Source organism: Halomonas sp., from assembly GCF_029263665.1.
In the GTDB taxonomy this organism is placed as follows: Bacteria; Pseudomonadota; Gammaproteobacteria; order Pseudomonadales; family Halomonadaceae; genus Halomonas.
In genome coordinates this window covers 36140-48916 of record NZ_JAJUFQ010000001.1, presented here as the reverse complement: position 1 = coordinate 48916, position 12777 = coordinate 36140, and the positions used below count along the sequence as shown (strand labels likewise).

At 57.8% G+C, this 12777-nt stretch carries 8 protein-coding genes; 7 read left to right on the top strand and 1 reads right to left on the bottom strand.

Going from position 1 to position 12777, the window contains the following annotated elements:
- Positions 1 to 83: 83 nt before the first annotated feature.
- From pgi to Q1K07_RS00175, 6 genes are all read left to right on the top strand, one after another.
- Complete coding sequence (gene pgi, locus Q1K07_RS00200) at positions 84 to 1763, top strand: glucose-6-phosphate isomerase (RefSeq protein ID WP_300305988.1); 1680 nt, start codon at positions 84 to 86, stop codon at positions 1761 to 1763.
- 186 nt (positions 1764 to 1949) lie between these two features.
- Positions 1950 to 2582, top strand: coding sequence for a YqiA/YcfP family alpha/beta fold hydrolase (locus Q1K07_RS00195; protein WP_300305985.1), 633 nt, complete (start codon positions 1950 to 1952; stop codon positions 2580 to 2582).
- A 26-nt stretch (positions 2583 to 2608) separates the two neighbouring features.
- The gene (gene parE / locus Q1K07_RS00190) at positions 2609 to 4489 is read left to right on the top strand and encodes a DNA topoisomerase IV subunit B (protein ID WP_300305982.1); all 1881 of its coding nucleotides are present in this window, start codon (positions 2609 to 2611) and stop codon (positions 4487 to 4489) included.
- Positions 4490 to 4495: 6 nt separating this feature from the next.
- Entirely contained in the window at positions 4496 to 6754 is a 2259-nt protein-coding gene (gene parC, locus Q1K07_RS00185) for a DNA topoisomerase IV subunit A (RefSeq protein WP_300305979.1), read from the top strand.
- Position 6755: 1 nt separating this feature from the next.
- Positions 6756 to 7961 (top strand): phosphoserine phosphatase SerB, encoded by a 1206-nt coding sequence (gene serB, locus Q1K07_RS00180; protein WP_300305977.1) that lies wholly within the window; start codon positions 6756 to 6758, stop codon positions 7959 to 7961.
- Positions 7962 to 7965: 4 nt separating this feature from the next.
- Positions 7966 to 8793, top strand: coding sequence for an ion transporter (locus Q1K07_RS00175; RefSeq protein ID WP_300305974.1), 828 nt, complete (start codon positions 7966 to 7968; stop codon positions 8791 to 8793).
- A 316-nt stretch (positions 8794 to 9109) separates the two neighbouring features.
- Here Q1K07_RS00175 and Q1K07_RS00170 read toward each other — a convergent pair whose 3' ends face one another.
- Positions 9110 to 10411 carry a glycerophosphodiester phosphodiesterase family protein gene (locus tag Q1K07_RS00170; RefSeq protein ID WP_300305971.1) on the bottom strand — a complete coding sequence of 434 codons (1302 nt, stop codon included), beginning with the start codon at positions 10409 to 10411 and terminating at the stop codon, positions 9110 to 9112.
- A gap of 534 nt (positions 10412 to 10945) precedes the next feature.
- Here Q1K07_RS00170 and leuA point away from each other — a divergent pair.
- Positions 10946 to 12652: a 2-isopropylmalate synthase gene (leuA, locus tag Q1K07_RS00165; RefSeq protein WP_300305968.1), complete on the top strand. Its 1707-nt coding sequence runs from the start codon at positions 10946 to 10948 to the stop codon at positions 12650 to 12652.
- Positions 12653 to 12777 lie beyond the last annotated feature (125 nt).

Sequence of the window (12777 nt, the reverse complement as noted above, 5' to 3'; positions counted from 1 at the left end):
GGATAGCGGGAAAACACGTATTCTACGCGTCAAGGCTCAAAGCTGCACGGCTGTCACGGCCCAAGGCTGCCAAGGAGAGGATAATGGTACAGATTGATCGGACGAATGCCTGGCAGGCATTGCAGCAGCATGCTGATGACATTGCCAAGCGTCACCTGAAAGACATGTTCCGTGAAGATGAGGATCGCTTCGGCACTTTCAGCCGTGAAGGTGCGGGGCTGCGTGTGGATCTTTCCAAGCAGCGTTGGCAGGCAGAAACCCTGGACCTACTGCTGCAGCTGGCCGAGGAGGCGCAAGTGCTCGAGGCGATCTCGCGCTTGCTCTCCGGTGAAAAGGTCAACATCAGCGAAAATCGTCCCGCACTGCATACCGCGCTGCGCCTGCCGGCAGATGCCAGCCTTGTGGTCGAGGGCCAGGATGTCGTGCCTGGGGTCCACCGCACCCTGGATCACATGGCCTCCATGGTTGATCGTTTTCACTCCGGGCAGTGGCGTGGTGTCACTGGCCAGCCGATCAAGGATGTGGTCAACCTGGGTGTAGGGGGCTCGGATCTTGGGCCGCTGATGGTGACTCATGCACTGTCTGACTACCAGGTCAAGGATGTGCACGAGGTGAACGTACATTTTGCCTCGACCATGGATGGCTCTCAGCTGGCGGCATACCTGACGCATTTCGACCCGGAGACGACGCTGTTCGTGCTGTCGTCCAAGTCTTTCACCACCATCGATACCCTATCCAATGCCACGACTGCCCGTGATTGGCTGATGGCTCGCCTGGCAGGTCATGGCCGGGAAGGCATCGATGCGGACCTGGTCATGCGTCAGCACTTCATCGGTGTGTCGGCAAGTCCCGAGAAAATGTCCGAATGGGGCATTGCCGAGAATCATCAACTGGAGTTCTGGGACTGGGTAGGGGGGCGCTATTCTCTCTGGGGCGGCATTGGCCTGCCTATTGCCCTGGTCATCGGCATGGAGGGTTTCCTCCAACTGCTGGCGGGGGCGCATGCGATGGATCGCCACTTCCAGACAGCCCCCCTGGCCGACAACCTGCCGGTACTGATGGCGCTTGCGGGAATCTGGAACAACAACTTTCTCGATATCCGCGCGCATTCAATCCTGCCTTACGACGGACGCCTGGAGTATTTCGCTGCCTACCTGGAGCAGCTGGAGATGGAGTCCAACGGCAAGTCGGTGACCAATGAAGGCGAAAGCGTCAATTATTCGACCTGCCCTGTGCTGTGGGGACAGTTGGGACCGAATGCCCAGCATGCCTTCTATCAGTTGCTGCACCAGGGGACCCAGGCAGTGGAGTGTGATTTCATTGCGCCTCTGGTGCGCTATGACGATGTTGAAGATCCCGCTACCCGTGAGCGCTTGATGGGGCAGCATCGTCTGACGCTGGCAAACTGCTTCGCCCAGTCGCGTGTTCTGATGTTGGGTGATGATGCCATCGCGGATGATGGTCCGCGGCCGGAGCACAAGCGTTACCGTGGCAATCAACCCTCGACCACTGTATTGCTGGAACGCCTGACGCCGGAGAGCCTTGGTGCCTTGATCGCCTTGTATGAACACAAGGTCTTTGTTCAGGCGACCATCTGGGGCATCAACCCCTTTGACCAGTGGGGTGTTGAACTGGGCAAGAAGATTGCCAATGAGACGTGTGACATCATAGAGCGACGCGATGGTTGTAACGCCGAACTGAAGCAGATGGACGCTTCGACGCGTGGCTTGATCGAGGCGACCTGGAACAGTAGCCGAATGTAGTTGCTATGAGCAGGTGCTATGAGCAGGTGCTATGTGAATAGGTGCTATGTGAATAGGTGCTATGCGAATAGATGCTATGTGAATAGTTGCTATGAGCAGGTGTCATGAGTCGTGAGGTGTCATGGAATAAAGGCGTCTTGATATGAGTCGCTCAAGAGTGCTGGTCAAATATACAGGGTTTTGGGTATGCTGAGTGCATCGAGTGCGCCTCCCCCGGCAAGTGGCCTCCTTTATCTGCACGGTTTCAACAGTGCCGGTGCATCGCCCAAGGCGCGCCTGGTGCAACAGGCATGTCAGTCGCTGGGCCTGGCCTGTCACGTGCCAGATTTGCCCCATCACGCTGAAGAGGCGTTGGAGCTGGCAGAGAGCCTGCTGGATAGTCTTGGGCCTCGGCCGGTATTGATGGGCAGCTCCATGGGGGGCTTCTTGTCCACGGTATTGGCTGAGCGGCATGGGCTACCCGCTGTGCTGGTCAATCCGGCGGTGCGACCGGCTCGGTTGGTCAAGACAATGATGGGCCAGGGTTTCATCAATACCTATACCGGTGAGCGCTTCAGTGTCGAGCAGAGCCACTACGATCAGGTAGTGGCGATGACGCCGGAGCAGGTGGATCCGCAACGTTACCTGCTGTTGCTGGTAACGCAGGATGAAACCCTGGATAGCGCTGATGCCTTCAACTTCTATCGTGGTGCCAGAATGGTGCTGCATCCAGGGGGGGAGCATGGCTTTGACAGGCTGGCGGACTATTTGCCGGCAGCCTTTGCTCACGCAGGATATACACTGGTGCCTGGTAGCATTGCACCTGTGAAGAAGGAATGACGCCCAATAATGATGGATCTCCATACATGACCCAATACAGTGCCAGCTCTATTGAAGTGCTTTCCGGGCTCGAGCCCGTGCGCAAGCGTCCCGGCATGTACACGGATACCTCCCGCCCAAACCATCTGGCTCAGGAAGTCATCGATAACAGTGTCGACGAGGCCTTGGCCGAATTCGCCGATACCATACGCGTCAAGCTGCTCGACGATGGCGGCATTGAAGTGGAAGACAACGGCCGTGGGATGCCCATCGACATTCACCCGGAGCATGGTGTTTCGGGCATCGAACTGATCATGACCCGGCTGCATGCCGGCGGAAAATTCTCCTCTTCCAGCTACCGTTTTTCCGGTGGTTTGCATGGCGTAGGGGTTTCGGTGGTCAACGCGCTGTCCAGGAGGCTGGAGGTCGAGGTGCAGCGCGATGGTCAGCGTTATGCCATGGCCTTCGAGCATGGCGATACCGTATCTCCTCTGGCGGCGGTAGGCACGGCAGCCAAACGAGCCAAGGGAACCCTGGTGCGCTTCTGGCCGGAGCAGAGCTACTTTGACAGCCCCAAGCTGTCTGTCTCGAGGCTCAAGCACCTGTTGCGTGCCAAGGCAGTACTTTGTCCTGGTCTCAAGGTCGAACTGATCGAGGCTGACGGGACAGCGACCACCTGGCAATTCGAAGATGGTCTGCGTGACTATCTGGCCCAGAGCACGGATGGCTATGAGGTGTTGCCGGCGTCACCTTTCGTTGGTCATTTTTCCGACGAGGAACAGGCAGTGGACTGGGCCATTCAGTGGTTGCCCGAAGGTGGTGATTCGCTGATGGAAAGCTATGTGAACCTGATCCCTACGGCGCAGGGAGGTACTCACGTCAATGGCCTGCGTTCAGGGCTGCTGGAAGCCCTGCGTGAATTCTGTGAATATCGCAGCCTGTTGCCCAGGGGCGTAAAACTGACCGCCGAGGACCTGTGGGAACGGGTCGCCTATGTGCTCTCGGTGAAGATGCTCGACCCTCAATTTGCTGGCCAGACCAAGGAGCGGTTGTCATCGCGCACTGTAGCGGGTTTTGTTTCCGGGGTGGTCAAGGATGCCTTCTCGCTGTGGCTCAACCACCATGTAGATCAGGCCGAGGCACTGGCAGAACTGGTGATCAGTGCTGCTCAGCGGCGCCAGAAGACCGCCAAGAAGGTCGCTCGCAAGAAGATCACCTCAGGCCCTGCGCTGCCAGGCAAGCTGGCTGACTGCAGTGGCCAGGACCCGGTTCGCAGTGAACTGTTTCTGGTAGAAGGGGATTCGGCAGGCGGCAGTGCCAAGCAGGCTCGCAACCGTGAGACCCAGGCAATCCTTCCCTTGCGCGGCAAGATTCTCAATACCTGGGAAGTGGATTCCCACGATATCTACGGTTCCCAGGAAGTTCACGACATCGCCGTGGCCATCGGTATGGACCCCAACAGCGATGACCTGTCCAAGCTGCGCTATCACAAGATCTGCATTCTGGCGGATGCCGATTCCGACGGCCTGCACATCGCTACCCTGTTGTGCGCCTTGTTCGTGCGTCACTTTTCGGCACTGGTGGATGCCGGTCACGTATTCGTGGCCATGCCACCGCTGTACCGCATCGATCTGGGCAAGGAAGTGCATTACGCCCTAGACGAGAGCGAGAAGGCAGCCATCCTCAAGCGTCTGGAAAGCAAGCGGGGAACACCCAATGTGCAGCGTTTCAAGGGTCTTGGCGAGATGAGCCCGTTGCAATTGCGCGAGACCACCATGGCCGTCGAAACCCGACGCCTGGTCCAGCTTGCCCGGGAAGAAGGCGACGGCACCATGGAAATGATGGATATGCTGCTGGCCAAGAAACGCGCTGCCGACCGCAAGAGCTGGTTGGAGGATTACGGCAATCTGGCGGACATCGAGGTGTAACGTCTTATGACCATGGATATTCAGGTGGCGGAGGGCGACATCGAACGTCTGTCCCTGCGCGAATACACGGAGAAGGCCTACCTCGATTATTCGATGTACGTCATTCTCGACCGGGCGCTACCCCATATCGGCGATGGCATGAAGCCCGTGCAACGGCGCATCGTCTATGCCATGCGTGAGCTGTCATTGACGGCCAATGCCAAGTACAAGAAGTCCGCACGTACCGTCGGTGATGTATTGGGTAAATTCCACCCCCACGGTGACAGTGCCTGCTACGAAGCCATGGTGCTCATGGCCCAGCCCTTCAGCTATCGCTATCCGCTGGTGGATGGCCAGGGCAACTGGGGAAGTCCGGACGATCCCAAGTCCTTTGCTGCCATGCGCTATACCGAAGCGCGCTTGTCGCGCTTCTCTGAAGTCCTGTTGTCCGAACTTGGGCAGGGGACGGTGGACTGGACGCCGAACTTTGATGGCACCATGAATGAGCCAGTGGTGCTGCCGGCACGCTTGCCCCATGTGCTGCTCAATGGGGGCATGGGGATTGCCGTGGGCATGACCACGGACATTCCGCCACATAATGTGCATGAGGTGGTCGAAGCCACTTGCCAGGTATTGCGCAACCCGGGCGTGACCACTGCGGACCTGATGAAGCATCTGCCGGCACCGGACTTTCCCACCGAGGCGGAAATCATCACGCCCCGGGCCGATCTGCGCAAGATCTATGAGGCAGGCCGAGGCAGTGTCAAGCTGCGTGCCCGCTACATGCTGGAAGATGGCAATGTGGTGATCACGGCGCTGCCGTATCAGGTCAGTGGTGCCAAGGTGCTGGAGCAGATCGCCGCCCAGATGCAGGCCAAGAAGCTGCCCATGGTAGCGGATCTGCGTGATGAGTCGACCCACGAGGATCCGACCCGACTGATCATCGAGCCGCGCTCCAACCGGATCGATATCGAAGCGTTGATGGCACACCTGTTCGCCACGACCGATCTGGAAAAGAACATACGGGTCAATCTCAACGTCATCGGGCTCGATGGCCGCCCGCGGGTGATGCCGTTGCCCGAGCTGCTGGGCGAATGGCTCGATTTCCGTCGCACCACGGTGCGTCGGCGTCTGGAGCATCGCCTGGGCAAGGTGATGGACCGGTTGCATATCCTTGCAGGCTTGTTGATTGCTTACCTCAACATTGATGAGGTCATCCGCATCATTCGCGAGGAGGATGAGCCCAAGAGCGCCTTGATGGCTACCTTTGGCCTGTCTGATCGCCAGGCCGAAGCCATCCTTGAGCTGCGTCTGCGTCATTTGGCCAAGCTTGAGGAAATGAAGATTCGCACCGAGCAGGATGAGCTTGAGGAAGAGCGCAAGCACCTCGAGAAGCTGCTGGGTGATGCCGGAGCCATGACCGACCTGATCGAGGAAGAGCTGCGCAAGGCGGGTGAAGAGTATGGCGATGCGCGCCGCTCGCCGATCGTCGAGCGTGAAGAAGCCAAGGCGCTTTCCGAAGTCGAACTGGTCGGTGCGGATCCGGTGACTGTCGTGCTTTCCGAAAAGGGCTGGATACGTGCGGCCAAGGGTCACGACATCGATCCGGAAGGGCTTTCCTACAAGGCGGGAGACAAGTTCCACCTGGCGGCCCGGGGCAAGACCAACCAACCCCTGGTATTGCTGGATGATACTGGCCGAGCCTATACCTTGCCTGCTCACCAATTGCCAAGCGCCCGCGGCCAGGGTGAGCCCGTTACCGGAAAGGTCAATGTGGTAGCCGGTGCGCATATGGCCGGAGTGATGCTGGCACCGCCGGATACTCGCTATCTGTTGGCATCGGATGGTGGCTATGGCTTTGTGGCCAAGCTGGACGAACTGACGGGCAAGAACCGTTCGGGTAAATCGGTGCTGTCGTTGCCCAATGGTTGCAATGTGCTGGCACCAGTGGAAGTGCCGGGTGGTGAAGAGGGCCTGAGCGTGGCAGCGGTATCCAATGAAGGGCGCTTGTTGCTGTTCCCGCTGGAGCAGTTGCCGGAGATGGCCAAGGGCAAGGGCAACAAGATGATCGACATTCCCGGGGCGCGGGCCGCGCGTCGCGAGGAGTTCGTGCGTGATCTGGTGGTGTTGGCGCCAGGAGATGCCCTGGTGGTGCATTCCGGAAAGCGCAAGCTGACATTGAAGGGCGAAGAGCTCGATTACTATCGTGGCGACCGCGGTAGACGCGGTAGCAAGTTGCCACGTGGCTTACAGAAAGTGGATCGCCTGGAGCGCCAGGAAGGATGACATGACAAGACGAATCTTGATGCGTGCCACTGGTCAGGCACGGCCAGGACAACTGGCCGGCCTGGGCTGCGCACTGGCCAGAAGCGGGGCACGGTTGCTGGATATCAACCAGAGCGTGACCTTCGGTATCCTGTCGCTTGAGGCACTGGTCGCCCTGGACCACGAAGCGGAACTGGAGCAGGCATTGTGTGAAGTGGGCGATGAACTGGGCCTGGATGTACAGGCCATTCAGATCAGCGCCGAGGAATATCATCGCTGGAGCGTGGATGCCAGTCAGCCTCGACTGATCATGACGCTGCTGGCGCCGAAGTTGCCGGCAGGCATTCTGGCGGAAGTCGGTGCCTTGACCGCTGGACATGGCCTGACCGTGGAACTGATTCATCGGCTGTCTGGACGAGAGCCTCTGGATGGTGAGGCCCCCGAGCATGGCAGCTGCGTCGAATGCTGGCTGCGCGGAGAAGAGGTGGATGTCGAGGCGTTGCATGAGAAAGCCTTGGCATTGGGGGCTGCCCACGGGGTGGATATCGCTCTACAGGAGGACTCCATCTGGCGCACTCATCGTCGTCTAGTGTGCTTTGACATGGACTCGACCTTGATCAAGGCGGAAGTCATCGATGAGCTGGCAAGGCGTCACGGCGTCTACGATGAAGTGGCTGAAGTCACTGAACGGGCCATGCGAGGGGAGCTGGACTTCAAGCAGAGCTTTCGTGAGCGGATGTCCAAGCTCAAGGGGCTGGATGAATCCGTGCTGGCCGACATCGCGGCCGAGCTACCGCTGATGGATGGTGTCGAGACGCTGATGAAGCAGCTCAAGCGTCTGGGCTATCGTACGGCCATCCTGTCCGGTGGTTTCACCTATTTTGCCGAATACCTGCAGGCGCGTCTGGGCTTCGATGAGATCCATGCCAATGAACTGGTCATCGAGAATGGCAAGGTGACGGGTGAGGTTCGTGAACCGATCGTCGATGCTGACCGCAAGGCACAATTGCTGCATGAGATCGCGCAGCGTGAAGGCTTTCGCATGGAGCAGACCATCGCGGTAGGAGACGGCGCCAATGACCTGAAGATGCTGGCCGCCGCTGGCCTTGGCATTGCTTTCCGGGCCAAGCCGTTGGTGCGCCAGCAGGCACGTCATAGTATCTCGACATTGGGCCTGGATGCTGTGCTTTACCTGATCGGCTACCGTCAAGCCGACCTGGAGGCATGACAGCATGGCTGCATCTGCGAGCAACTGGCGTGGGCGTTTCGAGCAACTGCGTGCCAACAAGTTCTTCGAGCTGGCAGTCATCGCTATCATTATCCTGTCGGCACTGCTGATCGGTGCCAAGACCTACGAAGAAACCTCCCGTTTCCAACAGGCTCTAGTGGTGCTGGATATGGGAGTCACCGCGTTTTTCCTGGTCGAGTTGCTGATTCGCATGGCCGCAGAGAAACGCCTGATCGACTTCTTCAAGAAGGGCTGGAATGTCTTCGATTTCCTGATCGTCGTCGCCAGCCTGGTACCCTTGAACGACTCGGAAATGGTACTGCTGGCGCGCTTGCTGCGTATCTTCCGGGTCTTGCGTCTGGTATCGATGATTCCTGAGCTACGCATCCTGATGGTGGCGTTGTTCAAGTCGATTCCCCGCATGGGCTACGTGCTTCTGTTGATGTTCATCATCTTCTACATCTACGGTGCGGTCGGCAGCTTTCTGTTCGTGGACGTGGACCCCAAGCTGTGGGGCAATATCTCTTTGGCCATGCTGACGCTGTTTCAGGTCGCAACCTTCGAGAGCTGGGCCACGGCAGTGCTCTATCCGGCCATGGAGCATTACCCATACGCATGGATCTACTTCCTGACCTTTATCTTCCTCAACGCTTTTGTCTTTTTGAACATGATGATCGGGATTGTGCTGGATGTCATGCAGAAGGAGAGCGTTGCCATTGAGCTGGAGAATGGCGAAGGGGAAGCCGCGGAACTTCATGGACTGCGAAGCGATGTGCGTGAGCTGCGCGACCAACTCAATCGGATGGAGTCGTTGTTGAAGGAGCGTAGTTGATGAAATGTCGCTGATATACCTCGTCAGCAGGCACAGGTGACTGCTGACGAGATAGAAACGCATTGATGCAGGCTGCCTCGGTAGCCTGTCGTCCGAGCGACATGAGTGATCTTCCGCCTACTCGATTGAGAGCTACCGTACTACCGCCGATGGGATAGGTACGATGCTGTTGCTTGGCGCTAGCATGTACATGCAAGGCGTTAAGGGCGCTAGGCACCAAGGAAGGCGCGTGGCCGGGAGGGATTCCTCCCGGCTTTTTTTGCGAGCGACGAACTGTCGCCGGCGAGTATGGCGATGAAGATGATGATGGAGCGGTCTACAGCTCGAGTTCATCTGCCATGCAGTTGGCGTAGAAGGTCACACTGGCTGGCCAGTCGGAGAACATGGCGCGGATGCCGATGTCTCGTGCCATGACATCCAGCGCCACCATTTTATCGCCTTCATTGTCGACGACCGAATCGATGGTCTGGTAATACCAGTCACCGTCCTCAGTCAGGGGCGCGGAGCGCTCGAAGGACCAGGCAATGATGTCGAGGCCTGCAGCCTTGGCTTGTTCAGCATAGGTGGATGGCACAATGGGCTTGTCAGGATCGTCGTTGGCTGTCAGCAGCATCCACAGCGGAGGTGCCAGGATCTTGACCCCCATATCAGCCAGTTCTTCCATCGAGGGCGACCAGGTGTCCGGATTGGTGATGTTGAAGTCAGGTTGTGTGTCGCGATCATCCAGGAATACCGCCTGGTCACCGAAGTCGGTGTTGTCGATCCAGTAGCGAACATCATCGAGCAGGAAAGACTGGGGGAAGACATCCGATGGGTCGACGTCGGCGGCGACATACTCGTCAATCACCTTTTGTGCGTAGTCCTGTTGGGTCATGCCATCGAAAGGCATGTCGACAGTCGGTGTCTTGAGCTCAGGGGTCATCTTCACGCCGAGGCTCTTGAACAGCTCTATGCTTTCGGCATGCGTCATCAAGGTCCCGGAGTTGGCCGCGTAAAGTTCCGTGCGCCAGGTTGGATTTCCGGCCAGGTAGTCTTCCAGGGTCTTGGCCTCGGTGTTGACGCCATCCATGCGTCCTTCGAGTGTCTTGAACTCGGCCAGGGTGATATCGCTGGTGGAACACATGATATCGGCGGCATTGCTGAGATTGCCGGCGTCATCGAATTTCGGTGGCACACTGCACTTCTCGGCCAGCGGTGTTTCCAGGATGTTGGTGGTGGAGTGCAGGTCGCTCTGGGAATGACGGCAGACCAGTTCTTTGTCCTTGGTAAAAGCGACGTCACACTCCAGGACTCCGGCCCCCATGCGTGCCGCGGCCATGTAGGATTCCCGGGTGTGTTCCGGGAACATCAAGGGCGCGCCGCGGTGACCGATGGAGAAGTCACTGCGCTCATAGCTGCCCATGTTGGAAGCGCATTGTTGCAACGCGGCCTTGAGTTCAGTGGATTGAGCACTGTCCTCATCCATGTCATCGACGAGATAGAAAGGGCGTGGCCCCAGCGTAATCGGCAACTGATCGATGTCATCGACAACGTCATTCTCGGCAGAGGCGTGGGCCGGACCCGCAAGGCTCACGATCAGCGCGGGGAGCAAGGCAGCGGCAGTCTTGGACAGCTTCATCTTGTCATTCCTTAACAGCACAGAAAGTGGGTGCAAAATGGCGCGCATCAGTCTAACTGGACACCTGTGACAAGGTGATGGCAGTGCGAAGATGCGACATCAAACCATCAGCATAGTTGACAAGAACCATCAGTCCTGATTTTCTATGGGGTATGGACATGACATATTGCAACTTCGATCTAGACCTACGACTACTAGCCCACCACTGAAATGTGTGCTGGGCGATGCCTTTTGCGTCGCCGTTTGTCAGGTTTAATCGAGGTTGTTTAGATGTCTTCCACTACTGCTCGCCACGCCATGAACGTTCGTTGTGTTCAAGTTATCGGTGCCAGCTGCCGACATTGTGTCGCTGCTCGCCATATCGTCGCGAGCGCAGTAGCGCCAAACGCAGCAATGCCTGTTGACGTAACAACTGCTGCTACTGAATTTCACAGCGCCCCACCTGCTATTTGCAGGTGGGGCGTTTCCGTTTCTAGACCTTGTGTTTCAAGGTTTTTCATCTGATTCGCTGCACACGACCTGGAGAATGCTGCCATGATGCTCAACGATCCCTCGAAGAAATATCGCCCCTTCGTCGCTGTCGATATCCCTGATCGCCAGTGGCCAAATCGCCGTATCGAGACACCTCCGGTGTGGTGCAGTGTCGACCTGCGTGATGGCAACCAGGCGCTGGTCGACCCGATGGATCAAGAACGCAAGCAGCGTTTCTTCGACATGCTGGTCAAGATCGGCTTCAAGGAGATTGAAGTTGGCTTTCCGTCTGCTTCCCAGACCGATTTCGATTTCGTGCGCGGCCTGATCGAAAATGGCAAGGTTCCTGATGATGTCACCATCCAGGTCCTGACACAGGCGCGTCCGCACCTCATCGAACGCACCTTCGAGTCGCTCAAGGGCGCCAAGAATGCGATCGTGCACGTGTACAATGCCACGGCTCCGGTGTTCCGCCGGGTGGTCTTCAATGTCAATCGCAGCGAATGCATCGATATCGCTGTCACGGCCACGCGCCAGATTCGCGAGTTGATGGATGCGGCTCCGGAAACGAACTGGACCTTCCAGTACTCTCCTGAGCTGTTTACCAACACCGAGATGGATTTTGCGGTAGAGATTGTTAATGCCGTGAGCGAGACCTACGGTGCCACGGCGGACAAGAAGATGATCGTCAACCTGCCGGCGACGGTGGAATGTGCTACGCCCAACAATTATGCCGATCAGGTGGAATGGTTCTGTCGCAACGTGGCGCATCGCGATCACCTCATCGTCAGCGTGCATCCGCATAATGACCGTGGTACAGGCGTTGCTGCCGCTGAGCTGACCGTGATGGCCGGTGCCGACCGGGTCGAGGGCACCTTGTTCGGCAATGGCGAGCGCACCGGTAATGTCGATATTGTCACGCTGGCCATGAACCTCTATACCCAGGGCGTACACCCGGGGCTGGACTTCTCCAACATCACCCCGATCATGCGAGAGGTCGAGTATTGCAACCAGTTGCCGGTTCACCCGCGCCATCCTTATGTCGGGGACCTGGTGTTCACTGCCTTCTCTGGCTCTCACCAGGATGCGATCAAGAAAGGCATGGCGATACGCAAGGATAATCCAGAGGGTGTCTGGGAAGTGCCTTACCTGCCGATCGACCCGCTCGATGTGGGACGCAGCTATGAGGCAGTGATCCGGGTCAACAGCCAGTCCGGCAAGGGCGGCGTCTCATACCTGCTCGAGCAGGAACATGGCATCGAGCTGCCGCGTCGTCTGTCCATGGAATTCAGCACGGTGGTGCAGGAAGTGGCTGACCGGATCGGTAAGGAAATTACGTCCAAGATGATCTACCAGGCCTTTGTTGATGAATATCTGGAGCAGAAGACGCCGCTCGAGCTGGTCAGTCATCGCCTGTTCTCTGAGCCGGATAGCCCCGTCGTCACCATGGAGGCCTGCATCAGCAAGAATGGTGAGCGCCAGACCATCACCGGGCAGGGCAACGGCCCGCTGGCGGCATTCATCAAGGCACTGGCGGGTGAAGGTCATAATGTCGAGATCATCGATTATCACGAGCACTCCCGTGGTCAAGGCTCTGATGCTGAAGCCATCGCCTATGTGGAGGTGCGCATCAATGGTGAAGCCGTATTCGGCGTGGGCAGCGACGAAAGCATCACCAGTGCTTCCATCAAGGGGGTGCTGAGTGCCATCAATCGCCAGCTTTCCACTGCTGAAGTGGCCGCCAACGTGACGGCAGAAACCGTCGCCTGAAACAAGCTATAAGCCACGAGCCACGAGCCACGAGCGGTAAGCCATAAGCTTTAAGCCATGAGCTCAGGCACCAAGTGAAAGCCCCTGCAGTGACCGAACTGCAGGGGCTTTCTCGTGAGGTGCCA

Excerpts from the sequence above, each read along its gene's own strand:
- pgi (WP_300305988.1), top strand. The coding sequence starts at position 84 with ATGGTACAGATTGATCGGACGAATGCCTGGCAGGCATTGCAGCAGCAT.
- Q1K07_RS00195 (WP_300305985.1), top strand. The coding sequence starts at position 1,950 with ATGCTGAGTGCATCGAGTGCGCCTCCCCCGGCAAGTGGCCTCCTTTAT.
- parE (WP_300305982.1), top strand. The coding sequence starts at position 2,609 with ATGACCCAATACAGTGCCAGCTCTATTGAAGTGCTTTCCGGGCTCGAG.
- parC (WP_300305979.1), top strand. The coding sequence starts at position 4,496 with ATGACCATGGATATTCAGGTGGCGGAGGGCGACATCGAACGTCTGTCC.
- serB (WP_300305977.1), top strand. The coding sequence starts at position 6,756 with ATGACAAGACGAATCTTGATGCGTGCCACTGGTCAGGCACGGCCAGGA.
- Q1K07_RS00175 (WP_300305974.1), top strand. The coding sequence starts at position 7,966 with ATGGCTGCATCTGCGAGCAACTGGCGTGGGCGTTTCGAGCAACTGCGT.
- Q1K07_RS00170 (WP_300305971.1), bottom strand. The coding sequence starts at position 10,411 with ATGAAGCTGTCCAAGACTGCCGCTGCCTTGCTCCCCGCGCTGATCGTG.
- leuA (WP_300305968.1), top strand. The coding sequence starts at position 10,946 with ATGATGCTCAACGATCCCTCGAAGAAATATCGCCCCTTCGTCGCTGTC.